Genomic DNA, 25,381 nt, shown 5'->3' with positions numbered 1-25,381 from the left:
GACTTCTCAAATAGGAATTAAGATCATACCATGCCGTTTGGTTATTGACTTGGGCAAACTTAAAGCTAACAACTTGGCCCTTTTGGAGCGAGAGCCGATGTCTTCTTCCCCGCCGGATTAGATTATTTCGGTCTTGTAGCGGCGTGCAAGGCCAGTTTGAGGCGGCTATTCGGAACCCAGGCATTCAGAGTCGGGACTAGTGCGGCCGCTCTCCGATTCGTTCCCGAACGAGACCTATCTAGCCATGTCGGTTTTAGGATCGTCTAGCCCTGCGTTCTTGAGGTGCCCAAATCGATCCTTACAAAAATCATAACCAGATCGAGGAACAGCCATGTCCAATGAGATCGAGGAAACCGTCGATATAGCTAAACTGATAGATGACGGGCCAGCCAGCAGGCTACTTATCCCGGTGTCCATACTCTGCGCCTCGGTCTCGTTGTTAGCGGGCAGCGACACCACATCGATCGGCGTCGTAGCACCCCTCATTATCAATCGGCTCCATCTTTCGTTGGCGCATCTCGGTCCGATCTTTTCAGCGGGAACTTTCGGCGCCATGGTCGGCGCGCTGACGTTCGGGCCGCTCTCCGACCGCTTCGGGCGCAAGCGCATGCTGATTATCGCAACGCTCGCTTTTGGCGTGTTCACCGCCACTACGGCGTTTGCCGACACACTCCGCAGCCTGCTCCTCGCCCGTTTCCTGGCCGGCATCGGCCTGGGAGGTTCCGTGCCTTGTTTCATCGCGCTCGCGTCCGAATATGCGCCTCAGTCGCGCCGCGCGAGGGTGACGACCCTAATCTGGAGCGCCTTTCCTCTCGGAGTCATTCTGGGAGCGGCTCTGAATGCCTATATCCTGTCACATTACAGCTGGCAGATGATCTTCCTTGTGGGCGGCGTGTTGCCCCTGATCATTTCCGTTCTCCTTGTGATCATGCTCCCGGAGTCCATACGCTTCCTGCTCGTGCGCAAACCAAACTCCCCCCAGATCAGCCGTATCGCGTCGCGTATCCTGCCGTCATTGCCGAGCGGGGTGCGATTTGTCGGCAGGGAAGAGAAAACCGCCGAAATCCCGACTCAGAGCCTGTTTGCGGGTGGCCGGGGCATCGAGACGCTGTTGCTCTGGGTCGCATTTCTGGTCGCCTTCGGGATGACGGCGGCTATGTTCTTGTGGTGCTCGATTCTCCTGCACAACCATGGCTTCTCACTCCCCGCGGCTTCCTTGATCGTGGGCATGGGCGGCGGCATCGCCTCACTACTCGGCGCGGCCGGCGTCGGTCGTCTGTTGGAGAAGTTCGGGTCGACGAGAACAATGGCGCTGACATTCCTCCTTGCCACGCTCAGCACGGCGGCCTTGGGCTTTGCGGCCAGTTCCCGAGTGTCGATAGTCATCGATGTGATTGCCATCATTACATTCTTTGCCGGCCTGGGCACTTCCGGCATGCTGGCGTTGAGCGCCATCATCTATCCTACCGCCATGAGATCCACCGGAGTCGGCTGGGCCATGGGAGCAGGCAAGCTCGGCGAGGTGTTGCTGCCTCTCTCGATCGGCTTACTGATGACTGCCACCGGCAGTCTTGGCGAACAGGTTTTCCTGGTGATGGCCCTGATGCCATTCTTGGGCTTCCTGTCGATCCTCGTTCTCGGTTGGCACAAGTCTCGGCTCGGGACAGTCGAACATGGTATCCCAGTGTTCGAAAGAAGCTCACAAGAGGCTGTCTCGAAAGGTACTCGGCATACCGCGTGACTGCATAATCAACGAACTCGTGTCGACCTGAACCTGGAATTCGCGTATGTGAATTTCAGGTTCACGGACACCAGCGGAATATGGCTCGACAGATGCGGGCTTCGTCGCTGCCGGTCATCCTGCCCATCTGATCCGTGACCTTGTGGACGAGGAAGCTGCTCAAAGCCTATAGCCGGGGCGTCTGCTCGTCGCACCGGATCGCACGGCCTGCGAGGAGCGGCTGGACCGTCAGGCCCTCACCGCGCCATGACCTCCCGCCGCTCCGTGACGGCCGCGGGGCCACAGCACACAAGCGGAATTCTATGGACAATCGCGAGCGGCTGACGCGAACATCGTCACGCGAACATACCTTCCAGGCAAACCTAAAATTTGATCAACCAACCGGAATCTGTTTCTCAAGGTTTGAGAAGCTCCCAAACAACGGCTTTCCGGCCAACGCCCGGCCGTAATTCTCGGCACAGGTCTCATAGTTGAGATGGCCGTGCACAGTCGCCACCCGGATGTCGCGTGCATAGCGTTGCATCGGATTGGCCTCGTGAATGGTGGAGGCGCCGCTCCCACGATGAAGAATTTCGATTGCCTCACAGCATCCACGAACGGAAGATGAAACGTCGAACTTTATCTTCGTCTGGAATAAGTCATCGGAGGGTTCGCCGGCCGCCGCTCGCCGGTCGAGCTCGTTGCAATCAGCTGACAGAAGCCGCTCGGCCGCGTCGATCCGGGATATCGCCTCGGCAAGCTGTAGATGGGCGACAGGAGCATCGGCCTGGACCTTGTAGTCGGTGCCGATAATCCCGCGCTTCTCAAGTCTTTCCCTATAATAGTCCAGAGCGCCTTTAGCCATCCCCAGAGGGGTCGATCCCGACGTTATGGTAGTATAATCAATAAAATTGTTCAGAAAGAGAACCTGTCCGACGGGAGGCGTGGACGCCCACCTACCGGCATTCGCGTCCTTCATCCGGAGCACACGATAGTTCGGGACGAAAAGCTCCTCTTTGATCTGGACCGTATTGCTACCGGTGCCCTTCATCCCGCTAACCGCCCAATCGTCGAGAATCTCTACGTCGGCAGTGCATACGAGGGGCATGATCATATCAGACTGTCCGTCCGGCATCTGACACATGGAACCGAGGATCGACCAGGCGGTATGGCGGCAGCCACTGCAGAAGGGCCAGCGACCACTCAGCATAAATCCACCATCCACGCGGCGAGCCTGACCGGGGCCATGCGGCGCGAGCACTCCCGAAATGCGCGGCCCCATCCAATCCATTCCATAGACCTCGTCCTGGGCTTTCTTGGAGAACATGGCGATCCACCGCCCATGCGTGGTGGTTACCCAACTCACCCAGCCCGTCGACCCTGCGATCTTCCCGACCGACGTATAAACCCGGCCCTGTTCCTCGGTTGAAAAGGCCAGCCCGCCATATTCCCGAGGCGAGCTCATCCGGAAAACCCCGATTTCGTCCAACGTTTTTATCGTGTCGTCGCAGAGCCGGCCAGCCTTCTCTTCCCCGAGCGCATTCGCCTGCAGCCTGGGCAGCGCGCCGTCAATCATCTCTACCATTTCGTCGGCTGTGCGCTCACGTCGTTCGAACCGAGCCGCTATCGAAACCGGAACCATCTCTGTTCTCCTCGATGCGTATAAGAATGGGACACGCCGCCCAGCGGGCGATCGATTAAACGAACCGTGACTGCGGGCGCGACGGCCGGTGCGTCCCTAGCGCGGTTACTACGACTCAATACATGGTCTGCTTTGGATCCCGTTCGAGCCCGAACTGCTGGCGTCCCCAGGCGGCGAAGCTGATTTCGGGGTTGAGGCTTACGTGGCTGGCCGCGAAGTGGATGTCGCGCCAGGCACGCTGAATGGGGCTTGAGCTTGCAAAGCCGGCTGAGCCCGAGATCTTCATTACCATGTCCATTGCCTCGACGATAAGCTCCGACGTCCGCGCCTGATCACGATAAGCGCGGGCGCGCAAGGCCTCGGACGCCGGCTCCGGCGCCTCCGTCATTTCGATGCAGCGACGCATGAGCAGGTCAGCCGCGTCAAGATTGGCCGCGGCCCGCGCGAGGTGCACCTGGATGCTGGTGTATTCCGCGACCTGCGCACCGAACAGGCTCGCCCGCTTGGCCGTCCAGCTCCGATACTCTTCCAGTGCGCCAAGTGCCGCGCCGAGCATCGGGGCCAGGAACGTAAGCCCGATGTAGGTGACCCACGGCGCGCGATAGATCGGCCCGTTGTTGATCGTCCGACCGGGCGTGGTGGCATCGCGCATGTCGGCGATCCGAAGCGTATGTTCCGCCGGTACGAACACGTTCTCGACCACCAGCGTATTGCTTCCGGTCCCGCGCATCCCCGTGGTGTGCCAGGTATCAACGATCCTGTATTTGCCGGGCGGGACAAGAAAAATGGTCCAATCCGGGGCGCCGTCGGGACCAGGCAGCATCGCACCGGTCATGCTCCAGCTGGCGTGATTGATGCCGCTCACGTAGGGTATCGAGCACGAGACGATCCTGTAGCCACCCGCGACCTGCTCGATCTTCGAGGTCGGTGTCAGTGTACCCGCGATCCAGATGTCCGGACCATTGGCCCACACGTCAGCTTGCGCCGCCTCCGGGAACTGAGCAATGTAGTGCGGATGGTGGATCATCAGGCTCGCGCACCAGGCATGCGCCGCATCCGCCTTGCCGAGCTCGACGGCGACGTCGACCCAGGCCTGAAGCCCTAGTTGCATGCCGCCGAATCGCTTCGGGGTCAGAATGCGTGCCAGGCCGGCGTCGAGAAACTCCTTTGCCGACTCCGGCGGGATGGAACGGTTTTCCTCGGAGACCTCAGCGCGCGCGCGGATCGCCGGCAAAAGGCGCCGGACCTCCGACATGATCTCTTCGAGGGAAGTGGGCGGTCCGGACTGCAAGGCCCGCGAATAATCGCGCTTTACGACCGTGTCCAACATCTCGAGCTCCTTCTATGCAACGGATCAGTGGAACGGATGGCCGGGGAAGCCCATCGCAACCCGGCCGCGGCTCGTATAGGCGTCTGCCCGGTCGATGCCGATATGGACACCGCACGAGTGAATGTCGCGGAACAGCTGCTGCAGCGGATGCGAGTCGAACAAGGCCATGGCGCCGGAGCCAATGTAGAGCTGGTCGCTGAGTTCAATCGAGGAGCGCCCGATATAGCCCCGCCAGGAGAACAGCTTGGCACGCTCCTCCTCCGTCAGGACCCAGGATTCGCCGCAAATGGCGCGGTCCCAGCCTTCCTGCGCGTATTTTTCCGCAAGCGCATGGCAGGCATCCCATTGCGTCGCCGCGGCAGCCAACGCGAGCTGCGGCGCCGGCGCCTCGCGTGCCGCCGCCCCGCCCTCATACGGCCGGAGCCGCGCCTTGGTCCAGGTGCTGAACTCGTCCACGATCCGTTGCGCCGTGCCGAGCGTCGGAATCAGGATCGCCAGCCCCTGCAGGCTCATCAACGGCACCCGCCATAACGGGCCGTCATTCACCACCGCGCCGCGGGAGACCGCGACACGCCCAAGCGGGAACGCCCGGTGCGCCGGAACGAAGGCCCGGGTGATCGTGACCGCCCGGCTCGCGGAGCCTTTCAGCCCAAGCGTGTGCCAGTCATCCTCGATGACCACGTCAGACCGCGGAACGAAGAACAGCAGATGCTCCGGATGTTCCCCGTCCGGCGCGACCGTGATCCCTCCAACGCCGATCCACCCCGCCCACTCGATGCCGCTGGCGAACCGCCACCGGCCGGTCAGGACATACCCGTCCGCAACGCGTTCGATCTGGCCGACCGGAGCGAACGAGTCGCACACGAAGGCGTCGGGATCATTTCCCCATACATCGTGCTGAAGCTCGTCGGACGCGAACGCCATATACCACTCGTGGAAGCCGAGCAGCGAATAGAGCCAGCCCAGCGAGGTCGAAGCCCGCGAGATCTCGCGCCCGATATCCAGGAACGTCATCGGATCGGTCTCGGCACCTCCCCACTTGCGATGACGTATGAGCTTCGTCAGCCCCGTCGCGCGGAGCTTGTCCATCACTTCATCAGGCATACGCCGCTCACGCTCCGTCTCCTCACGGCAGCTAAAAGCCAGCTCACCAACTTCACGAGCCTGATCAAGAAGCTCGTCACGTGAAAGCGTGGGCTTGAGGTTACTCTGGAAGTTCATCTCGTCCTCTCCCCGGACTGCGGCACGTTGCGCTTCGTCCATGAATTTACGGTGTTCTAGGTCCGAGAGACCTTGTTCTCGATCGCCCCAATCCCGTCGATCTCGCAGCGGATCACATCGCCCGGCTGGAGGAACATCGGCGGTTCCATGCCGATGCCTACGCCCTCCGGAGTGCCGGTCGCAATCAGATCACCGGTTTCCAACGTGAACGCGGTCGAGAGATAGGCGATCTGCGCCCAGAGATTGTTGATCATCCCGCCGGTATTGCTCTGCTGCCGCAACGCGCCATTGACGTAGCAGCGCAAGCCCAGGCTGTGGGGGTCAGGAATTTCATCTGCGGTCACAATCCAGGGGCCGATCGGTCCATGTGTATCGAACGATTTGCCCATCGTGAAAGTCGACGTGTGGAACTGCCAGTCACGCGCGGAGACGTCGTTGGCCACGCAATAGCCGAATACATGCATCGAAGCATCAGCCTCGCTGACTCCCTTGGCGGCCGCGCCGATAATCGCCGCAAGTTCCGCCTCATAATCGAGCTTCTCGGTCACTCCCGGGTTGATTTCGTCGTAAGGCCCGGAAATGCACGAGGTCTGCTTGTTGAACCAGATCTGGTGCTTGGCGCGTGCGACGCCCAGCTTGTCAGCCTCCTGCACGTGCGCGGCATAGTTCATGCCGATGGCCAGATATTTGCCTGGCCGCTCGATCGGCGCCAGCAGGCGAAGGTCCGCGAGCGCGCGCGTGGCGTCGGCCTTCTCGACCAGTGCGTGAAGCTCGGCCAAGGCCTCCCGCCCCGCACCAGCGATATCGCGAATCGTCGTCCAGCGGCTTCCCGCTGCCACCAGGTCGACGACGCCGGTGCCCTTCACCGCACCGATCCGCGTTTTGTCATCCTGAAATCGAATCAGCCGCATATTCCATTCCTTGCTTCGGCAGTGTCAGGTGGTTGGGAAAGAGCTGGAGTGATCCGTATCAGCCACGGGTAAGGTCACTGCGGCACCGCAGTGGATTGCCAGGCTACCATCTGCCAGGACGCGCCTGTCTTGGCCCATACATTGGTGTAGCGGTTGCAGAGCCGCCTATCTTCGCCATTGATACTCGCGCGCATGTCGGCGACCCCGGTCAGCACCGCGACGTCGCCATATGAGCGCACACGCTCTTCCGAGCGCCTGATCTCGAGATAGCGCGTGCTTCCGGCACGCAGCATGGCCAGGAAACTGGCCTTTGTCTCCTGCCGTGCCGAGGCATGAGTCCAGGTCAGCTGGTCGGACAGCAGCTTGTCGAGTTCGTCGAAGTCGGCCGCCATCATGGCATCGCAGCGGCGGGTTTCAAGCTGGAGCAGTTCCGTCGATTGATCCATGGGATCACTTTCCATTGCGTCGCGCAGCGTGTGCAAACGGCTGGTTGGGGGAGATGAAAACTGTCATGCGGGCTCTCTGACGATCGCGGCGCCCCATCAGGCGGCCGCGCGCACGGTCTGCCCGGCTATGCCGGACGTGCCCGCGAAGGCGATGCCAGGGTCTTCCTCGATGCGGAGGAGCTGGTTGTACTTGGCCAATCGATCCGAGTTGCGCACCGAGCCGATCTTGATCTGGCCTGCGCCGGTGCCAACCGCGAGGTCGGCGATAAAGGGATCCTCGGTCTCTCCCGAGCGGGCGGACACGACCGTGGCGTAGCCTGCCGCGCGAGCGGCTGCCATCGCCTCCAGTGTTCCGGTGAGTGTCCCGTTCTGATTGACCTTGATCAGGACGGCATTGGCGACGCCGCGCTCGATGCCGCTGGCGATGCGTTTGGGGTTTGTAACGAACAGGTCGTCGCCGAGTACCTGCACACCCGGCATGGCGAGCGTGGCCTGGCGCCAATGGTCCCAATCGTCCTGGTCGAGCGGATCCTCGACGGAGATGACCGGGTAGCGCCCCACGATATCAGCGAGGAGGGCGACGAGGTCGCCGCCGTCCAGCCGCCGCTTTTCGCCCTTCAGCTCGTACAGGCCGTCCGCGAATAGCTCGCTGGCGGCGACGTCGAGCGCGATCGCTATGTCCGAGCCCGGCCGCAGCTCGGCGCGGGATATGGCAGCCATCATCAGATCAAGAGCGGTCTCCGCACGGTCGAAGCCAGGGCTGAGCCCGCCTTCGTCGGCCAGCAGCACCGACTGGCCTGCCTCCGCCATCACCGTGGCGGCCGCCGAACGGACGCGCCCGACCATATCGAGCGCCTCCGAGTAGCTTTGCGCGCCAACGGGCACCGCGAGAAAGTCTTGCAGGTCCATGCTCCGCCCGGCATGCGCACCCCCGCTCAGAATATTCACCATCGGCATCGGCATCGTCGGGCATGCCGTGCCCGCGAGTGCCGCGATATGACGGTAAAGCGGAATCCTGGCGTGACTGGCGGCGGACCGGCATACCGCGAGCGAGGTGGCGACGACGGCATTGGCTCCCAGTCTGCGCAGTCCATCGGTGCCGTCGAGATCGATGAGGCGGTGGTCGATTCGCTTCTGCGCCATTGCGTCTGCTCCGGACAACGCGCGCGCGATCTCGGTGCGGACATTGTCGATCGCCTGGAACACGCTTCGGCCCTCGAACCGGGCCTGATCGCCGTCCCTCAGCTCCCAGGCTTCATGCCGGCCGGTCGAGGCACCCGACGGCGCGCAAGCCCGGCCGGTACTGCCGTCGGCAAGCTCGATATCCACCTCGACGGTGGGCCGTCCCCGCGAGTCAAGAATCTGGCGCGCATGGATGCGGGTGATGCAAGAGGGGCTGGTCATGAAGAGGTCTCCGGAATGGGGATGCCGATCTCATTGCGTGCAAACGGGTCCACGATGAGGTGCACCGCGATCCGTTTGGTGGCCGGCACATCAAGATCCTTGAGGTAGTCGACTGGCGAATCTCCCTCCAGCCGCGCCAGCATCAGGCAGCCGAGGATGCGGATAAGATCGCCGTCGAGAATTGCCGGGCCGGATTGCCGGTAGGAGTCCAGAAGTTGCAGAGATGCGGCCGTGAGGGCTGCCGCGGACCCCGCGTTCCGGCGCAGCGCCTTCAGCGTCAGGTGGGTCATGCAGAACGCGACGTCGAACCGGGGGTCGCCCCAATGCGCAACCTCGCAATCCAGCAGCACCACATCGCTTCCGTCGGCGAGGATGTTCTTGGGGCTGAAGTCGCCATGCACCAAGGCCTGCCGACGCATGTCCATGCCGCGCACGATGACGTCGATTTGCGGCGCCAGGTCGGGGTTGCGGTCGGCGATACGGGTGAAATAGGGCGCGATGCGCAGCTCCTCGAAGAAGCGCCTGTCGGCGAAGTGCTGGCGGATCTCGTCGCGCCTCCCCGATCCTGCGTGAAGCTGGCCAAGCAGCTGACCGGCACGCGCGGCGGTGCGAAGATCGACGCGGTCGGTCAGCAGGTCCTGCTTCCAGTTCCGCAGCCGTGGCGGGACCAGCTCCATGGCGAACTCGTGCCGCGAGGGGTCGGTCCAGAGCACCTTCGGCACCGCATCTCGCCCGATGATCCCGGCCATCGTCTCCAAGGCTGCGGCTTCGACCAACGATCGAGACGGGTCCGACAGCCATTCGGCCGCGACCTTCAATCGCGGCAGAGCACGTTTCACCACGATGGGCCCGATGGGACCCTCCATCACACGGATTTCGCTGGCGACGCCGCGGTCGAACCCTGCCGGGTTCGGGGTGGCCGCGCCTACGGGCCTGTTACACGCATGCAGCGGGTCCTGGCCGCCGAGAACCCGGACGACCTCCTCGGACGCGCGACGACGCAGTTCGATCAGCGACACGTCCGACAGGAAGGCGACATGGGGCGTCGCGATGACAGCCGGGTGGGAGAGGATCCCGGCCGGCGGCGAGGGTTCACCCTCGATCACGTCAAGGCCCGCTCCCGACAACATGCCGCTGCCAAGGCCCCGCAGCAATGCGTCATTGTCCACCAGACCACCCCGGCTCACGTTCACCAGGAACGGCCGACGGCGGCACGCGGCAATAAAGTCATCGTCGATCATGCCGCGCGTCGTGTCGAGTAGCGGCACGTGGAGCACGATCGCGTCCGCCCGCTCTTGCAATCCGGACAGCATCACCTGCTCGATGCCGAAGGGCATGGCAAGCCTGGAGCTTTCCACGACGATGATCTTGCAGCCGAAGGCGGCGAGCTTGCGGGCGGTCGCCTGGCCGATGCGCCCGAACCCGACAATGCCGACCGTCAGCTCCCGGACACGCGCCAAGCGCACGCCCGCCGGGTTCCAACGGAGCGACTTGGTCTCCCGGTCCATTCGAGCGACGCCGCGGAAATGGGCGAGCAGCATCGCCACCGCATGGTCCGAGACCTCTTCCACACAATAATCCGGAACATTCGTGACCCACGCGCCGCGTGCGCTCGCCTCATCGACCGCGATGTTGTCGAGCCCGACACCGAGCCGCCCGATGATCCGCAGCTTCGGCGCTGCACGGATCGCGGCGGCGGACACGGGCGCCCAGCAAGTCATGATAGCAGCGGGATCATTGGTCTGGATCAGCGCCTCGATCTCGGCCGCGTTGCCGGCGGTTGCCGGACCCGTCACCAGCTCCAGTCCGGCCGCGTCGAACACGCCCTGTTCGACCGCAAGATCCGGCCAGGCGCGATCCGTGAGGACGACACGCGGCGCCATCTAGATGGCCGCCAGGCGGGACTCGTGTTCCGGCAGGCCCCTGAGGACATCCGTCTCCGCTTCGGAATGGATGATCTTGATATGCGGGATCACGATGCTCTCGGAGATGTCAACTTCTTTAACGGAATGTCGCGGACGAACGCTGTGACTGCGATATGCGAATGCATTATCGGCCTCGTTCGCGGCTTGGCGCCAACCTGGCCTCAGCCCGATGGGGTCTGATGTGACCCGGCACTTTGGCATCCCTGCCTGCGAATGCGGACGGCTGGTTCCTAGGCAGGCTGGGCGTCTGACAGCACAGGGCACGGCACCTTCCCTCTGAGGGTGAAGGTTGAGTAACCCACGCACCACCCGAGACAGCATTATGCGATCGTTAGCAAAGGGTCAACGGCGCGAATTTCACAAAATCGAAAGCTAAAGATATCTTTGGCGTCGCACAATTCGCCCAAGTTGGCTACGCGATAGGAGACGTCTTGACACCATGAAAAAGACTGGCCACTCTCAACAGATGCTAACGTTCGCATCAGCAGCTAAGGGCGACGCGACTGTCACGGCTCAGGCTGTCGCTCGGCATCTCGGCCTATCGGTGTCTACGATTGGTCGCGCCCTGGCGGACGATCCGCGCATCAGCCCCGCAACCAAGACCCGCGTCAGGGAGGCAGCGGAATCGCTCGGCTATGTCGCGAACGAGGCCGCCCGCGTCATGCGCGGCGGATCCAGTAAGCTCGTGGGGCTCGTGCTGCCCGACATCCGCAACGACTTCTACGCAACGATTGCCCAGGCCTTGTCGGCGTGCTGCGACCGTGAGGGCTACCGACTTGCGTTGTGCATTACAGAAGACGACCGTGAACTCGAAGCGCGGCAAGTCAAGGAACTCGTCGCGGCGCGCGTAGCCGGAATTATCGTGGTGCCGACCGCGAACCCGCGGCGCGAAGCCTTGGCTATGCTGTGCAGCTTGCCGCGGGTGCAGTTGCTGAGAAACCTGCCTGCCCTCTCAGCCGACTGGTTCGGGATCGATGATGAGCACTGTATGCAAGCAGGCACACGCCACTTGCTCGACCTCGGCCATCGCCGTGTCGCCTATATCGGCGGCGAACCCTCGCTTCCGACCGGGGCAGCGCGCGTGAGCGGGTTCCGCGCGGCCTTTCGCGGCGCCGGCGTCGATCCGGCAAGCGCTGTTGAGGAGCTGGGTTCCACCACCGTTGCCTTCGGCGCTCAGGCCGCGGCGCGGCTGCTCGCCTGCGGGACGCCTCCGACCGCAATAATCACCGGTTCGGTGCAAGTGACGCTCGGCGTGCTCGAAACCTTGCACGCGCGAAAGGTCGCGGTACCCGACCAGCTTTCGATCGTCGGCTTCGGCGACCCCTCCTGGTTCAAGTGGTGGAGAGAAGGCTTGACGACATTGCAGATGCCCATCGAGGAACTCGCAACAGCATGCGGGCTGTGGTTTCTCAATCGGCTGCGGAGCAAGAGCGTAGGCCAACGTCCACACGCCTCGATCACCCGTGCCTCACTTGTCATCAGAGGCACAACCGCACCTCCCGCAAAGACGAGCTCTATTACAATGGCTCGAGTAGCTATCGGCACAACCAAGCGTTGATGAATGCAGAGCACATTGGAAGCCAACATGATCGGGGAAAGAAGCACAATGGAGACGATCAAGCCGGCGTTGCACCATGTCACCTTTAAGACGACCCACCTAAGCCAGATGGTGTCCTGGTATCGCACGGTGGTTGGGCTGGAAGTGACATTTCAGGACGACAACAACGCCTGGACCACGAACGATCAGGCGAACCACCGTATTGCCTTCTTGTCGGTGCCCGGCCTATCGGATGATGCCGAGAAGATCGGGCATAACGGTATCCATCACAGCGCGTTTGAATACAACACGTTCTCCGACTTGATGTCGTCGTATGACCGCATGAGAAGGGAGGGCATCCTCCCCGCCTTCTGTCTCGACCATGGCGTAACCATCTCCCTCTACTACAAAGACCCGGAGGGTAATTTCGTGGAGCTTCAGAGCGACAATTTTGGTAATTGGAAGGAGTCCACTGAGTGGATGCGCACCTCGCCCGAGTTCAAGCGCGATCCCATCGGCACTTTCTTCGATCCGGAGAAGGTGTTCCAAGCGCATGCGGCCGGCCGGCCGTTCGACAGCCTACATCCGGCCATGCGCGCAGGAGACTTCCTTCCGGACACGCTCCCGGGCATCGGCTTGCCCATTCCCAGTAGCGCCGAGATGACAGAGCCCGCGCTGTAGCTGTTCCCGGTCACCAATAAGCAGGGCATAGCAAGAATGCCCGATCATGCGCACCACCCTGGAGTGGCCGCACACAGAGGAGGCGGTGTGACTGAGATGCTGATGAATGTCTTGTATATGGGTGCCTGGATCTACAAGGTGTCGAAAACCCCGATAACCCGATGCCCGCTCGACGACACCTCGGTGTGCTTCCGCAAGAAAAACGGCGAGGTCGTGGCGCGGCGTGATCGGTCTCGAACTCGATTCGCGCCGCTTTCACGGGGCAAGGTATAGATGTGTCCCTATCATGGACTGATATTTGATGCTTCGGGACAAAGCGCGGCCCACCCGCTCGATGAAAATGCTCGGAGGACCATGCACGTCCAGAGCGTCCCGATCGTGGAGCAAGACGGTATCATCTGGTTCTGGCCAGGCGATCCCAAGGAACGCGACCGCTCGATGATCCCCGACTTCTCGTATCTCTTGGATATGCGGACGTTCAGACATGTGTTTGGCTGCACGCGGGTTGAATGCCATCTCGAGTTCGAGGCCGACACCCTGATGGTTCTCAGCCAAACGCCCGAGACCGAGACGACGACTCACTATTTCTGGCCCGGGTCGCTCCGTGCCGAAGATGCGGGGCCTCTGAGGGTGTTTTGTGAAGGCCTGATTGCGGCATTCGACCGAGAAGACAAGCTGATAGTCGAGCTCGTGGCGCGGGAGATGGGAGAGAAGATCGACCTCCTGACCATGAAACCCCTGCTGTTGCGCAACGATGGCGGCGCCGTGCTCGCTCGCCGAGATGCGAATCAGCGAGGAAGCCGAGTTTCGAGCGGCAAAGCCGAGCTTCGAGTGAGCAAGGAAGAAGCGGCGGTCGTGCGACGCCGTGTCAATTGTGGGGTCCACGTCGAGGCGGGAGTCGCCGCTCACGGGCCAGAGCGACATTTCCGCCGTCCAGATCAGCATTCCCCACGGGCGACCTGTCGCAGGGTGAGCGGCAACCCCTTTACCGGTTGACAAAAGATCGAGTGGATCAACAAGGCCTTCGTTCAAAAACTGGTGCGGATTACAGGCGGCAAAAGATACGCCAGGTCACGCAAGGAAACGTACATGTATCAAAGCGCGCGGATTGCATCGGCGATCCTTGTTACCAGCTTCCTGCCTGTGGTCGCGAACGCAACCGAGCCAGCGTCCGTCAATATCATATCCACCCCAGACACATCGATCGAGACCTTTGCGCAAGCAGAACTGTCGCCTTCCCCAAGCCAGCCTAGTGCAGGAAATCAAGGCAGCGCTTCTGGAATATCGACCAACCCGAGTAACAACACGACGCAGTCTCTGGCTCTCCGCAACATCCCGCTTCCGACCTCGGGCCCCCCGCTGACCGGGCTGTTCCCGGGGGTCGGTCAGACATTGCTCAGCAATGGCATCGATATCCACGGCATCGCCTTCGATCATTTCCTCGCCAATCCCACAGCCGGAAATATCATCGGGCGAACATACAACCTCGCTACGATTGGGTTGTCGGCAGATCTCGACCTCGGAACACTATTCGGCATTACTGGTGGCAATATCCATACCACCGTCAGTTTCTTCGGCCTCAGAAGCAACATCCCTCCGATCATTTTGGAGACCGGTGGTTTCCTAACCGGATTTGGGACCACGCCGGTCCCGAGTACCAGCCCTGTCATTTTATCCGAACTTACCTATGAACAGAAGTTTCTTGACGGCAGACTGTCGATCGAAGCCGGCAGAACAAACGTTTATCAATACTTTCTCCTCCAGAACGGGCTTGATTTCTTTTCCACCTTTTCAAGCACCTTCACAATCGACGGAGACTTTCCCGTTGTTCCCTTTCCAGTGTGGGGCGGCCGTGCGACCTACCACTTTACGCCAAAATGGTATGTGCAGGCCGGTGCTTTCGAGGACAATTACTTTCGTTCTGCCTATAACGGGAATAATTTTGGCATCACCGGCGCTTCTGGGGCTCAGATCCTCGGCGAGGTGGGTTACCGCAGCGAGTTCAGTAATGCGGACTATCCGGCGAACTTTGAACTAGGTGCGGAGGGAAACACGCGCAGCGGCGTTTCGAACGTAAAGGGCGGGGCGGTGCTGGCTACGCCGTTCAATCAGGCGACGGCTTATCCCGGAGGTGGCCTCTTCTTCTTCCAAGGAGAAAAGGTTCTGTGGCGCGGGGCGAAGACTCCGTTCGGACCTCCACCGAACATCGCCTTATACGGTTCGGTGGATGCATCCTTCGACAAACCTCAGCCGATCGACATGGATTCGGTCATAGGCGTGAATTGCACGGGCTTCATACCGGGACGGCCGTTCGATGCATTGGGACTTCAGGCACATTATCAGCGTCTGAGTGCAATAGAGGCAAATTACGAGACCCAGACCCAGAACATTTTTGCCGGTCCCGGTCACTCCCAACCCCGTGACGGCTACGCGTTCGAAGTCGTCGGCAGGATAGGCGTCACACCGTGGCTCTTCCTGTCCCCGTCCGTGCAGTACGTCGTCAATCCGGACAACCTTTTTGATCCCGCGCAGGTACGGCGCCCGACTGATGGCTTCATAGCCAGCGTAGCCGCAGTTATCCCGCTAGGGTTCTTGTTAGGAACGAGCAACAAACCGTTCTGATGGTCCCGTTATCGATGCGTCTTTCATCATCTTGAGTCATCAGTCTGACAATCAAGCTCCTGGGTGCCGAGCCGACTTATGTGGCAGCGAAGCAGAGCACGCTCATGGAGCAGGCGGCGGCTTTGCCTCTTGCATAGTTTTGCTCAACTCTCTTCAAGTAGGATTTATCTCCCTCAACTTGACTCGGGTAACAGCGTTTGTAGATTAGCGGCTTAAGGTGAGCTGTAAGGTAGTCGTTTAACGGAGAAATGCAGTTCCTAGCTACGTATGGTGATCAATCGTCGTGCAGATCTCGGATGGTGGCCACGCTGGATAGCGGTGGCGTGCAGGTTAATTACGGTGGATGGAGTGTAAATTGGCTCAGCAGGAAATCCAGGCAACTGAACAGCGCTACTCATCCATAGCAGGGCGAAGTGCGATCGTAACAGGCGGTGGCCGCGGCCTTGGACGCGTGATGGCTCTGGCGCTGATCCAACAGGGCGGCAATGTGATGATTACCGGCGCGCGTGCTGCGGGAGAGCTGGGCGAGACCGAGGCGGCTGCTAATGCCCTTGGAGCCGGCCGTTGCGTCAGCATGGTCGCGGACGTTTCCGACCCCGATGCATGCGAGCGTGTTACGCGGGCCGCCGAAGCTGCGTTCGGCTCGGTCGACATCCTGATAAATAACGCTGCACGAGGGCCGGTCGAGCAATTCGATGAGATCGGCCGGTTGGCGCATCTAAAACAGGGATTGCCAACAGCACCGCAGCTGAAGCATTCCAGTCAAGGTGATCGGTTCTGGGAAGCCGATGTCCAAGGCTATCTCCGGATGCTTCTGACTAATCTTGGCGGCCCGTTTCTTATGACCAGAGCGTGTATACCGAGCATGATCGGCCGGGGATTCGGTCGGATCGTCAACATCTCGACGTCACGGCCAACTTTGGTGCACACGGGCTTTGGTCCGTATGGACCGCTCAAGGCTGCGCTCGAAGCAAGCAGCCGTATCTGGGCGGCGGAGCTGGAAGGAACCGGTGTTACCGTCAATGTGCTACTACCGGGGGGAGCGAGCGACACGGCGGCCATTCCCGGCCCAGGTGTCGGCACCCGTGCGCCTCCGTTCCGCGCCGGCGAAGCGCCGCGCGGAACGGAGGCCTATCAAAAGGGACTATTGCCGCCGGCAATCATGGCGCCGCCGCTTCTGTGGCTTGCATCGGACGAGTCGAACGGAGTCACCGGGCGCCGTTTCAGCGCACGTGACTGGAGCGACTCCATCTTGCCTGCGGAGGCCGCCCGCTACGCCGAATCAGACCGCATCGAAGTGCCGCATATCATTTAGCTTGTTCAAAAGGCAGTTGTTGTGGTGAGCGCTGTTCGCGGGTGGAACGAGAAGTAACGCAGCACTAAGAGGATAATGGAATGAGTGGCGCCACTAGAATTGACGTGCACCAGCACCTGTTGCCGCCAGAGTTCATCGAAGCTCTCGAACGCCATGGCATGGGTGCCTGGGCGCCGGCGGCCTGGAGCGAGGAAGGCGCCTTGGCGATGATGGACCAGAACGAAATCGCAACTGGCGTGCTGTCTCTTTCCATGCCCGGGACACACTTCGGCGATGATGCTGAAGCGCGGGTGCTCACAAGGAAAATCAATGAGCGTCTAGCCGGTCTGGTCAAACGCCGTCCCAATCGTTTTGGAATGTTTGCGTCGGTTCCGCTCCCGGATATCGACGGTTCCCTTGAAGCCATCCGTGAAGCCTACGATGATTTTTCAACCGATGGCGTCGTGCTGATGGCAAGCATCAGAGGGACCTATATCGGAGATCCGGCATTTGATCCGGTCATGGCCGAACTCGATCGGCGCGCCGCGATCATATACATTCATCCCACACCGCTGGCGGGGCCGCCGGCGCCGGGCGTGCATCCGATCCTCGCCGACGTCCTTCTCGACACAACACGCGCCGCCATCAATATGGTTCTACAGGGGGTGCCGAGGCGCTTTCCGAATCTGAAAATCATCTTGGCGCACGGCGGCGGCTTCTTGCCATACGCGGCATATCGCGTCGCGACTCTCGCTAATGTCATAGATCAAAAGACGAGCGACGCCGATGTCCTTGATGGGCTTTCATCCTTCTACTTCGATACGGGACTGGCTAGTAGTTCCACATCGCTGCCTAGCCTGTTGAAGTTTGCGCGGCCCGGCCACATCCTGTTTGGCACCGATTGGCCGTATTGTCTGGACAAGACGGTCACCTTCTTTACCGGCAGCCTCGACAATTTTGGGGATCTTGATTTATCAGGTCACTCGGCGATAAATCGTCAGAACGCCGAAGCTCTGTTCTCACGGTTAGCTGGACTTGTCTCTTAAGGTCCGTATAGCCGAAGCGGCGTAGAGGAAGGCTTCGGTCGGCGATCGTTCGTCTGAAGTTCTTCCAGTCTACGATTGCGGTTCATTAAGCCAAGAACCACTCGACGACTTGGCGCCGGGCCCTGACGGCGAAGCCGATTTGCCCCTCGGCCTTGCACACGATCTCGACCCGGATCGGGTTGCTGGCCGCCACGCGGACATCGATAGCCCGCGCCGGCGAAGGCGACCCTCTTGAATGGCTAACCCGGCCGAGAGGCCCGTGGCAAGCGGCCCGGCTCCATCCCATTCCTGCACACCTGCAGCACGCACGTACAGCTTCAAAGCACCGCCTTCCGTATCGACCAGAGCGTAGCGCTTGCGCGCCTTGATCTTCTCGCCGCCACAGCTTCGATAATGTCGCTTCCATAGCAGAGCCAGCGGCGGCTGCGCTGCCGCCGGGTGGTTGGGGTTCACATCAAGGTCTTGTTCAAGATGTCGCAACCCTGATGCGAATCATGACCTGCCCCAGCCATCCAGCCCCTCAGTCGGTCATCCCGGGATCGCCTTGCGCCCGTTGGCGCGTATAGAAGATTGGCCGCCTGTCAGCCCAGGCTTTTGAGAAAGCAGACCGGTCCGGTCTTTGTTTGTTATAGATCGAAGACGCCCCAAGTTGGGATAGGGCATGCCGGGATGCAGCGCACAACATGACTGAGTTGAGCGCCCATCCGGCTCTACGGTTTCCGATCATCGCAGACCTTGCTGAACAAGTAAGGGATGGACTTCTTCTTTGAACCGCTGCATTCCGCCAATGAAATTAGGCCAGGTCAGCAGCGTTCCATCGATCCCGGCATCTACCAGCATATTTAGGTCAGAAACAATCTTGTCGGCTGTGCCAAGGAGCTTTAACCCTCCCCATCCGGCCATGATATCAGTCGTAATTACCTTAAGGAATTCTGGGTTTATTGTCGCGTTACTCACAAGCCCAAGTTCACCGAGCATGTTCTGCGCCGCGGTCCAATCCCCTTTTTCATTTACGCAGTAATCAAACTGGCGTTCGGCGTCCTCCTGACTATCTCCTAAAATGACATAGGAGTTGATCCAAATCTTGACTTCGCGTCCGAACTCCGTACGAGCAAAGTCTCGATATGCTTGGACCTGCTCGCGGATTGACTGAGGATCGCGACCCTTCAAGGGGATGAAAATGACGTCAAAATGTTTCGCCGCGAAATGGCGGCCGATGGAGGAGGAGCTAGCGTTCATCAGCACGGGGTAAGGTTGAATAGGACGAGGCCGCTGGAGTGCGTCCTTGACCTGGAAAAACTTGCCATCGAAGTCCATAGGCTCTTCCGAGGTCCAAAGCAGCTTCATCAGTGTCAGCCACTCCTCGGCAACCACGAAACGCTGGTCGTGTGCGAGGAGGGGAGAGCCGAAAAGCTCCACATCGCGGCGGCTCCAGCCGGTCACCACGTTCAGCGAGAAACGACCTCCGCTGACGTGATCTATGGTCGTTGCTTGCTTCGCCGCCAGGACAGGATGAACCGAGGGCACCTGAACCGTCGAAAAAACGGATGGGTAGGTGGTCAACGCCGACAACGCGGCCGCGAAGGTGAGTGATTCAAACTGCGCACCGTTAAAATCGGTCACCCCGCCGAAGCCACGCCAGCGAGCGAGCGGCACAATCGCCTCGAAATTCATGTCCTCGGCCAGGGTCGCCGTTTTCTTGGTGTTTTCCCAGTTAAGCTCGAATACACCTTCCATCGTCGATATGGTGCCGGCACCACTAACGTTGGTGCAGAATGTCCCTAGTTTAAGCTTACGGTGCCCGAATAAGGGGTTCGTTTTGGTCAGCGCTTCAAGCCGTGCATCTTCTTGCATAATCATTTCTCCTTGAAGTGTTATAACAAACAAAAACCAAAATTGTCAATGGTGTTTAGTTTCTAAATGAAAGTTACCTAAGTGATTCCAGCAGGTTGTAGTTCCGTTGGTTTGCGGGACGCGACGGAGCCATGGAAGCCTTGGACTGAAATTACCCAATCGCAGTATCGGCGGGACGACCTGCGGTATGCAAGCGACCTCCACGACGGGGAATGGGCATTGCTCTTGCTACTCATGCCCGCCGAACGTCGGCTTGGACGCCCTCCCAAGAGTTGATCATCACGACGGCTGGCATCGCGAAAGATGGTCAGTCTATCTCGGACGCCGATAGGCTGTCCCCTTGCGGAGGCCGCAAGCCGGTTCAAACACCTGGACAGGCCCGGCAGCGCGACAACGGCAAAGGCCTCTATAACCCGCACCCGCTTCAGCCGCGCGAAGTCCTCCACCGCCGTTAGATGCTCGTGGAGCCGTGATTGTCTCGCTGCCGATCAAGGCAGGCAGACGCATTGTCCCTTCTTATGGACCCAAGTGAGCTTAACGCTCGCTCAACACCTTACTAGGTGTTTGGTCCCGGAGAGTCATGGCGCTATCATGACACGAGAAGCGGAGGATGCGCTATGGCAGGCAGTCTTCACGGTTCAGCCCGAACAACACCGCGAATTCGAGCCGAGCTCCAAACGTCGCAAGAGACGAGCGGTGCCCTCGCCAAGCGCGATGGGCTGAGCCGAACGACCGTGACCAAATGGCGTGCTCGGACTACGACAGGCGATGCGCCTATGGCTCCTTACAGTGCCGCGCAGCACCGTGCTGTCAGCGGTCGAGGAGGCCATGATCGTCGAGTTTCGCCGGCGCACGCTGCTGCCATTCGACGACCTGCTCGGATGCCTGCGCGACACCATCCCGAAGCTCACTCGATCCAACCTGCATCGGTGCCTGGAGCGCCATGGCATCTCCCGCCTACCCGAAAGCCCGGACCAGGCCTCCAGGCGAGGCAAGTTCGCCGACACGGCAATCGGATATGTCCATATCGACATCAGCAAGCTGCGCCTTACTCAAGGCAAGCTCAACAAGTTCCTCGCCATCGACCGCGTGTCCAAGTTCACCTACGTCGAGTTCCGCGAGGATGCCGGCAAGATGAACGGGGCGGACTTTCTCCGTGACGTCATCGGCGCCTTTCCCTATGCCATTCACACCGTGCTGACCGACAACGGCATGGCCTTTGCCGATCTGCCGAAGAACCGAGGCCGATCGCCAGCGATGGAGGCCCTGTTCGGCGGCCACATCTTCGATCGCGTCTGCAAACAGCATGACATCCAGCACAAGCTAACCAAGCCGTATCACCCGTGGACCAATGGGCAGGCCGAGCGAATGAACCGGACAATCAAGGAGGCGACCGTCAAGGCGTTCCACTACCCAAATCCGGACAGCCTCAAAGCCCACGTTCTTGCTTTCGTGTCGGCATACAACTTCGCCAAACACCTCAAAGCCCTTCGTTGGAAAACACCCTTCCAAGCCGTCTGCCAAGCCTGGACGATCACACCCGATATCTTCAAACTCAACCCGCGTCACCTCATCCCGGGACCAAACACCTAGACTCGAGATGGCACAGAGCTTATTGCCGTCAGGATCGCGCACATACGCCAGATGTATTGGTCCCGAGCTGCTGTTGCGCAAGCCAGGAGCGTCCTCGATCGAGGTGCCTCCATGTGCAACGGCAGTGTCGTGAAATTCACGAACCTGCTCGGGCGAGTCGCATTTGAAGGCGACGGTGCTACCGTTGGCGAAAGTCGCTGGCTCGTCGTTTATCGGTTCGCTGATGCAGAATGTGCTGCCGTTGTGACGGTAAAACAGCCGGGTGTGCCCGGTATCCGCATTACTAGGGGGTCCGGTAGCAGCGGAACCGAAATTGCATTTCAGCCGTGCGCAACCGCTGTTTCCGGCACACAGCAAACTATCATCGCTGCGCTCAACGGCGATGAAGCCGCTTCCAAGAAGGACGTGCTATCGAGAAGTCAGCGGTGGTCCTAGTCTAGGACCACCGCTTAGTGAGAAGTCGGGTCCACACATTCCCTGCCCAGCTCAGAGACCAAAGCATCGATGAACACCCGCACTTTCGCCGACAGGCTTCGGTGGCTGGCGTAGATCGCATGGATATCGATGGTGTCGCCGCGCGTGTCGGACAGAAGGTGGACGAGGTGGCCGCTCGCAACTGATTTCCGCGCAAGGAAGTCGGGGAGACGGCCGATACCCGCCCCTCCGATGAGCAGCCCTTCCAGCACGGCGGAGTCGGAGACGACGTTCGCCGGTCGGAACTCGATCTGCTCTGGCTTGCCGTCCGGGGGTCGATAGGACCAGACCATAGGGCGGTCGAAACCGCCGATCAGAGCGTGGCCGCCGAGGTCACCGACGGTGATCGGCCGGCGTCCCGTGCTTGTCGAGGTAGGCGGGACTGGCGCAGGTCCACACCTCGGTCGTCAGAAGATGTCGGGCAATGAGGTCGCTGTCGGGCAGCGCCCCGACGCGGATGACCAGGTCGGCGGCCTCGACGGGCATGTCGATGACGCGGTTCTCCACGTCGAGCACGACCCGCACCTCCTTGTAGCTGGCGAGGAACGGCGGCAGCATCGGCGCGACCAGCGCCACGGCCAATGTGAACGGCACGCTCACGCGCAGCGTCCCGCGCGGCACCCCGGCGAAGCCGTCGAGCGCCGTGCCGGCCTCATCCACATCGGCCAGGATGCGCAGCGCGTGCGGGCGGAACAGGATGCCTGCATCGGTCAGCCGGAGATGACGCGTCGAGCGGTCGACGAGGATGGCACCGATCTCGGCCTCCAGCCGGGTCAACGATCGGCTGATGCTGGATTTGGGCAGGGAGAGCGTCCGGGCGGCTGCGGAGATGCTCGAAAGCTCGGCGATGCGTGCGAAGGCGCGGAGATCGATCAGGTTCATAGCCGTTCCCAGCCTGCAACGCCCTGTTGCGGAACGCCGAGCTTACCCGGCTTCTGGGAACGCTTACATGCCGTCTGCAAGAACGGGACACGACCATGGCGAACGCTATGACCAATGAAAATCCTTCCACCTTTCCGATGATCGTCTTGGCTGGCGCCGGTGGAGACCTCGGAGACAGGATCGCCCGGGCGCTGGTGTCACGCGGAGCCACCGTCCACGCGCTTGTCCGAGCCGGCACCGCTAGGACCAAACTGGACGCCCTGTCCGCGCTCGGCGCCGTTGCCGTGCCGGTGGACTATGATGACCCGGCATCGCTCGAACGGGCGTGCGGCGGCGGCGCCTGCGTCGTCTCGGTGCTGAACGGGCTGGAGCCGGTGATCCTCGGCGCCCAGGGCCGCCTGCTGGATGCCGCGGTTGCGGCCGGCGTGCCGCGCTTTATCCCATCCGACTTCTCACTGGATTTCACGAAGACCCGTCCGGGCGACAACCGCAACATGGACCTGCGCCGCGCCTTCATGCAGCGGATCGATCGCGCGCCGATCCGCGCGACCTCGATCCTGAATGGCGCCTTCGCCGACCTCCTCACCGGCGACGCCCCGATCATCCTGCATCGCCCAAAGAAAGTGCTGTACTGGGGAAGCGCCGACCAGGCGTTCGACTTCACCACCAAGGATGACGTGGCGCGGTATGCCGCGCTGGCCGCGCTCGACGATGCCGCCCCGCGCGTCCTGCGGATCGCCGGGGATGTCGTGAGCCCGCGTGGTCTGGCCGCGACCATGACGGCATTGCGGGGACAGCGCTTCGATCTGTGGCGCGCGGGCGGGACCGGGCTGCTCGGCGCGATCATCCGCACCGTGCGCGCGCTAACCCCGCGCAGCGATGCGACGTTCCCGGTGTGGCAAGGGATGCAGTATCTGCGAGACATGTCGACTGGGCGCGGCAAGCTCGCATCACTCGACAACGACCGGTACGGCAGCATGCCCTGGACCTCCGCCAGGGATGTTCTCCGGGCTGCCGCCTCGGCGTGAAGGCCCGGCGGGCTCACACAAATCATCACAGCCGGAACAGCCTTCAGGAGACATGCGCATGCCGACCATGATGATGACGGGCGGCCACGCGGGGATCGGGTTGGTCGCCGCCCAGACGCTGGCAGGCCGGTTCGGTTGCGACCTCATCCTGACCGGCAGAAATCCGGAGCGTGTCGAAGCAGCGGCACGGCGGTTACGGGAGACGACCGGCGTTCGGGTCGATGTGGTGGAGTTGGACCTCAGCTCCCTGGCGTCGGTGCGGGCTGGCGTGGCGCGATGCAAGGCGCTGTTGCAGTCGGGCAGGCCCGAGGATAGCGAGCTCGGCGGCATCGTGTGCAACGCCGGGGCGCAATTCCACGGGCCGGTGTCCTACAGCGCCGACGGTTATGAGATGACGTTCGCCGGCAACTGCCTCGGGCACTTCCTGCTCGTGGACCTGATGCTGGACTCCGTCGCGCAGGACGGTCGGATCGTGTGGACCTCCAGCGGGACGCATGACACGGCATCCATGGACGGTAGGTCGGTCGGCGCAGCGGTTGAGCCGGACGCCCGGGCACTGGTCCGGCAAGGGAGAAACGGTAAGCCGATCTCCGGCGGACGACGCTATGCGACCTCGAAACTTTGCGTGATCCTTTACGCCTACGAACTGGACCGGCGGCTTCGACGCACAGGCGCCCGGACAAGCTCGATCGCCTATGATCCGGGCTTCCTGCCCGACACGGGCATGGGCCGAGGGGCGCCGGCAATCTTTCGGAGTTCAGCCGTTAAGTTCCTCCTGAGGATGATCGGTATGACGATGGGTCGAATGCCGCTCTCGGGTGAGGCGCTGGCCCTGTTGACGATAGACCCGGCGTTTGCTGGCGCCTCGGGCCGGTATTTCCACTCGAAGAACGGAAAGGTCGGCGAAGCCAGGTCATCTCTCGCCTCATATGACGAGGTAAAGGCTGCAAAGCTATGGCGCGACTCCGAGGAGCTTGTCTGCCCAGCACCGTAACGGCAACGGTCTGTTGTTGCCTGATCGCTAGGTCCGCTCTAAAAGTCCCGAGTGGTTATAGTCCCATTGGGGTAGACCCTTGTGGCATCCCCGCGTGGAACGCTTCTGACGTGCCATTAGGGTTGCTTCAAGTATTCTGGAACGGTAGCGTTCCGGGGTCTAGACCCTTTCGGAACAAAATGGCCTCCTACGGCTACGCACGCGTCAGCACCCTCGACCAGGATCTCACGATACAGCGTGCGGCCCTCAAGGCAGCGGGCTGCAATGTCGTTCGCGCCGAAAAGGCAAGCGGTTCCCGCCGCGACGGGCGAACCGAATTGCAGGTGCTGCTCGACTTCGTGCAGCCCGGTGACACCCTGGTTGTGACCCGCATCGATCGCCTCGCCCGCTCGATGAAGGACCTGCAGGACATCGTGCATGAGTTGAAGGGCCGCGGCGTGGCGCTGCGCGCAACCGAGCAGCCCGTGGACACCGGAACGGCGGCTGGCAAGGCGTTCCTCGACATGTTGGGCGTGTTTGCCGAGTTCGAGACCAATTTGCGGCGCGAGCGTCAGCTTGAAGGTATCGCGCTTGCCAAGACACGCGGCGTCTACAAGGGGCGCAAGCCCAGTGTTGACGCTGCCGAGGTAAGGCGTCTGCGACGTGAGGAGAAGCTGGGACCCGCCGCCATAGCGCGCCGGCTCGGCATCGGCCGTAGCAGCGTCTACCAGGCCCTTGAGACCGCGATGGTCGCGGCCGCGTGTGATGAGTAGCACCCTCACGCGTCTCGGCTGAGCG

At 61.2% G+C, this 25,381-nt stretch carries 20 protein-coding genes and 2 pseudogenes; 12 read left to right on the top strand and 10 right to left on the bottom strand.

The genetic code is table 11. The annotated features are described in order from the left end of the window. Positions 1 to 331: 331 nt before the first annotated feature. Positions 332 to 1,741 carry an MFS transporter gene (locus ACQY4K_RS15185; RefSeq protein ID WP_428391029.1) on the top strand — a complete coding sequence of 470 codons (1,410 nt, stop codon included), beginning with the start codon at positions 332 to 334 and terminating at the stop codon, positions 1,739 to 1,741. A gap of 373 nt (positions 1,742 to 2,114) precedes the next feature. Here the strand turns inward: ACQY4K_RS15185 and ACQY4K_RS15180 are convergent, their stop codons facing one another. From ACQY4K_RS15180 to ACQY4K_RS15150, 7 genes are all read right to left on the bottom strand, one after another. Continuing rightward, positions 2,115 to 3,362 (bottom strand): acyl-CoA dehydrogenase family protein, encoded by a 1,248-nt coding sequence (locus ACQY4K_RS15180; protein ID WP_428391028.1) that lies wholly within the window; start codon positions 3,360 to 3,362, stop codon positions 2,115 to 2,117. A gap of 115 nt (positions 3,363 to 3,477) precedes the next feature. Then, positions 3,478 to 4,692 (bottom strand): acyl-CoA dehydrogenase family protein, encoded by a 1,215-nt coding sequence (locus ACQY4K_RS15175; protein ID WP_428391027.1) that lies wholly within the window; start codon positions 4,690 to 4,692, stop codon positions 3,478 to 3,480. 24 nt (positions 4,693 to 4,716) lie between these two features. After that, positions 4,717 to 5,955 carry an acyl-CoA dehydrogenase family protein gene (locus tag ACQY4K_RS15170; RefSeq protein ID WP_428391026.1) on the bottom strand — a complete coding sequence of 413 codons (1,239 nt, stop codon included), beginning with the start codon at positions 5,953 to 5,955 and terminating at the stop codon, positions 4,717 to 4,719. A 14-nt stretch (positions 5,956 to 5,969) separates the two neighbouring features. Beyond that, positions 5,970 to 6,824, bottom strand: a complete 855-nt coding sequence (locus tag ACQY4K_RS15165; RefSeq protein WP_428391025.1) for a fumarylacetoacetate hydrolase family protein — start codon at positions 6,822 to 6,824, stop codon at positions 5,970 to 5,972. Positions 6,825 to 6,898: 74 nt separating this feature from the next. Beyond that, positions 6,899 to 7,285: a nuclear transport factor 2 family protein gene (locus ACQY4K_RS15160; protein WP_428391024.1), complete on the bottom strand. Its 387-nt coding sequence runs from the start codon at positions 7,283 to 7,285 to the stop codon at positions 6,899 to 6,901. Between the two features lie 81 nt (positions 7,286 to 7,366). Further along, positions 7,367 to 8,674 carry a phosphopyruvate hydratase gene (gene eno, locus ACQY4K_RS15155; protein WP_428391022.1) on the bottom strand — a complete coding sequence of 436 codons (1,308 nt, stop codon included), beginning with the start codon at positions 8,672 to 8,674 and terminating at the stop codon, positions 7,367 to 7,369. After that, entirely contained in the window at positions 8,671 to 10,557 is a 1,887-nt protein-coding gene (locus ACQY4K_RS15150) for an NAD(P)-dependent oxidoreductase (RefSeq protein ID WP_428391021.1), read from the bottom strand. Before ACQY4K_RS15150 ends, eno begins: the two co-directional genes overlap by 4 nt. A 481-nt stretch (positions 10,558 to 11,038) precedes the next feature. On the opposite strand from ACQY4K_RS15150, the gene ACQY4K_RS15145 reads away from it, so the two are divergent. The 6 genes from ACQY4K_RS15145 to ACQY4K_RS15120 all read left to right on the top strand — a co-directional run bounded on the left by ACQY4K_RS15145 (position 11,039) and on the right by ACQY4K_RS15120 (position 17,779). Further along, positions 11,039 to 12,157 (top strand): LacI family DNA-binding transcriptional regulator, encoded by a 1,119-nt coding sequence (locus tag ACQY4K_RS15145; RefSeq protein ID WP_428391020.1) that lies wholly within the window; start codon positions 11,039 to 11,041, stop codon positions 12,155 to 12,157. Between the two features lie 48 nt (positions 12,158 to 12,205). Next, the gene (locus ACQY4K_RS15140) at positions 12,206 to 12,817 is read left to right on the top strand and encodes a VOC family protein (protein WP_428391019.1); all 612 of its coding nucleotides are present in this window, start codon (positions 12,206 to 12,208) and stop codon (positions 12,815 to 12,817) included. Between the two features lie 354 nt (positions 12,818 to 13,171). After that, on the top strand, positions 13,172 to 13,813 hold the full coding sequence (locus tag ACQY4K_RS15135; protein ID WP_428391018.1) for a hypothetical protein: 642 nt from the start codon (positions 13,172 to 13,174) through the stop codon (positions 13,811 to 13,813). Between the two features lie 93 nt (positions 13,814 to 13,906). After that, a complete protein-coding gene (locus tag ACQY4K_RS15130) occupies positions 13,907 to 15,439 on the top strand; it encodes a carbohydrate porin (RefSeq protein WP_428391017.1) in 1,533 nt (510 codons plus the stop codon). A gap of 355 nt (positions 15,440 to 15,794) precedes the next feature. After that, on the top strand, positions 15,795 to 16,754 hold the full coding sequence (locus tag ACQY4K_RS15125; protein ID WP_428391016.1) for an SDR family NAD(P)-dependent oxidoreductase: 960 nt from the start codon (positions 15,795 to 15,797) through the stop codon (positions 16,752 to 16,754). A gap of 80 nt (positions 16,755 to 16,834) precedes the next feature. Further along, positions 16,835 to 17,779, top strand: coding sequence for an amidohydrolase family protein (locus tag ACQY4K_RS15120; RefSeq protein WP_428391015.1), 945 nt, complete (start codon positions 16,835 to 16,837; stop codon positions 17,777 to 17,779). A gap of 723 nt (positions 17,780 to 18,502) precedes the next feature. On the opposite strand, the gene ACQY4K_RS15115 is transcribed toward ACQY4K_RS15120, so the two are convergent. Continuing rightward, positions 18,503 to 19,633: an LLM class flavin-dependent oxidoreductase gene (locus ACQY4K_RS15115; protein WP_428391014.1), complete on the bottom strand. Its 1,131-nt coding sequence runs from the start codon at positions 19,631 to 19,633 to the stop codon at positions 18,503 to 18,505. Between the two features lie 111 nt (positions 19,634 to 19,744). Between ACQY4K_RS15115 and ACQY4K_RS15110 the strand changes: the two are divergent. Continuing rightward, positions 19,745 to 19,906 (top strand): annotated as a pseudogene (locus ACQY4K_RS15110) (transposase); the annotation flags it as partial. A 344-nt stretch (positions 19,907 to 20,250) separates the two neighbouring features. Next, positions 20,251 to 21,226, top strand: a pseudogene (locus ACQY4K_RS15105) (IS481 family transposase). Between the two features lie 449 nt (positions 21,227 to 21,675). On the opposite strand, the gene ACQY4K_RS15100 reads toward ACQY4K_RS15105, so the two are convergent. Both ACQY4K_RS15100 and ACQY4K_RS15095 read right to left on the bottom strand, forming a co-directional pair. Further along, complete coding sequence (locus ACQY4K_RS15100) at positions 21,676 to 22,017, bottom strand: LysR substrate-binding domain-containing protein (RefSeq protein ID WP_428396152.1); 342 nt, start codon at positions 22,015 to 22,017, stop codon at positions 21,676 to 21,678. Between the two features lie 16 nt (positions 22,018 to 22,033). Continuing rightward, positions 22,034 to 22,582: a LysR family transcriptional regulator gene (locus ACQY4K_RS15095; protein WP_428391013.1), complete on the bottom strand. Its 549-nt coding sequence runs from the start codon at positions 22,580 to 22,582 to the stop codon at positions 22,034 to 22,036. Positions 22,583 to 22,608: 26 nt separating this feature from the next. Between ACQY4K_RS15095 and ACQY4K_RS15090 the strand changes: the two genes are divergently transcribed. The 3 genes from ACQY4K_RS15090 to ACQY4K_RS15080 all read left to right on the top strand — a co-directional run bounded on the left by ACQY4K_RS15090 (position 22,609) and on the right by ACQY4K_RS15080 (position 25,356). Then, the gene (locus ACQY4K_RS15090) at positions 22,609 to 23,610 is read left to right on the top strand and encodes an NmrA family NAD(P)-binding protein (RefSeq protein ID WP_428391012.1); all 1,002 of its coding nucleotides are present in this window, start codon (positions 22,609 to 22,611) and stop codon (positions 23,608 to 23,610) included. Positions 23,611 to 23,668: 58 nt separating this feature from the next. Continuing rightward, positions 23,669 to 24,604, top strand: a complete 936-nt coding sequence (locus tag ACQY4K_RS15085) for an SDR family NAD(P)-dependent oxidoreductase (RefSeq protein ID WP_428391011.1) — start codon at positions 23,669 to 23,671, stop codon at positions 24,602 to 24,604. Positions 24,605 to 24,783: 179 nt separating this feature from the next. Then, positions 24,784 to 25,356, top strand: coding sequence for a recombinase family protein (locus ACQY4K_RS15080; protein WP_428391010.1), 573 nt, complete (start codon positions 24,784 to 24,786; stop codon positions 25,354 to 25,356). Positions 25,357 to 25,381: the final 25 nt, after the last annotated feature.

Source organism: Lichenicoccus sp., from assembly GCF_965276875.1.
Lineage (GTDB): Bacteria > Pseudomonadota > Alphaproteobacteria > Acetobacterales > Acetobacteraceae > Lichenicoccus.
The sequence above is the reverse complement of the archived record's forward strand: the minus strand, read 5'-3'. Positions and strand labels throughout refer to the sequence as shown.

Bases quoted from the DNA above. Each gene is read 5' to 3' on its own strand.
- ACQY4K_RS15185 (WP_428391029.1), top strand. From the start codon at position 332: ATGTCCAATGAGATCGAGGAAACCGTCGATATAGCTAAACTGATAGAT.
- ACQY4K_RS15180 (WP_428391028.1), bottom strand. From the start codon at position 3,362: ATGGTTCCGGTTTCGATAGCGGCTCGGTTCGAACGACGTGAGCGCACA.
- ACQY4K_RS15175 (WP_428391027.1), bottom strand. From the start codon at position 4,692: ATGTTGGACACGGTCGTAAAGCGCGATTATTCGCGGGCCTTGCAGTCC.
- ACQY4K_RS15170 (WP_428391026.1), bottom strand. From the start codon at position 5,955: ATGGACGAAGCGCAACGTGCCGCAGTCCGGGGAGAGGACGAGATGAAC.
- ACQY4K_RS15165 (WP_428391025.1), bottom strand. From the start codon at position 6,824: ATGCGGCTGATTCGATTTCAGGATGACAAAACGCGGATCGGTGCGGTG.
- ACQY4K_RS15160 (WP_428391024.1), bottom strand. From the start codon at position 7,285: ATGGAAAGTGATCCCATGGATCAATCGACGGAACTGCTCCAGCTTGAA.
- eno (WP_428391022.1), bottom strand. From the start codon at position 8,674: ATGACCAGCCCCTCTTGCATCACCCGCATCCATGCGCGCCAGATTCTT.
- ACQY4K_RS15150 (WP_428391021.1), bottom strand. From the start codon at position 10,557: ATGGCGCCGCGTGTCGTCCTCACGGATCGCGCCTGGCCGGATCTTGCG.
- ACQY4K_RS15145 (WP_428391020.1), top strand. From the start codon at position 11,039: ATGAAAAAGACTGGCCACTCTCAACAGATGCTAACGTTCGCATCAGCA.
- ACQY4K_RS15140 (WP_428391019.1), top strand. From the start codon at position 12,206: ATGGAGACGATCAAGCCGGCGTTGCACCATGTCACCTTTAAGACGACC.
- ACQY4K_RS15135 (WP_428391018.1), top strand. From the start codon at position 13,172: ATGCACGTCCAGAGCGTCCCGATCGTGGAGCAAGACGGTATCATCTGG.
- ACQY4K_RS15130 (WP_428391017.1), top strand. From the start codon at position 13,907: ATGTATCAAAGCGCGCGGATTGCATCGGCGATCCTTGTTACCAGCTTC.
- ACQY4K_RS15120 (WP_428391015.1), top strand. From the start codon at position 16,835: ATGAGTGGCGCCACTAGAATTGACGTGCACCAGCACCTGTTGCCGCCA.
- ACQY4K_RS15115 (WP_428391014.1), bottom strand. From the start codon at position 19,633: ATGCAAGAAGATGCACGGCTTGAAGCGCTGACCAAAACGAACCCCTTA.
- ACQY4K_RS15095 (WP_428391013.1), bottom strand. From the start codon at position 22,582: ATGAACCTGATCGATCTCCGCGCCTTCGCACGCATCGCCGAGCTTTCG.
- ACQY4K_RS15085 (WP_428391011.1), top strand. From the start codon at position 23,669: ATGCCGACCATGATGATGACGGGCGGCCACGCGGGGATCGGGTTGGTC.
- ACQY4K_RS15080 (WP_428391010.1), top strand. From the start codon at position 24,784: ATGGCCTCCTACGGCTACGCACGCGTCAGCACCCTCGACCAGGATCTC.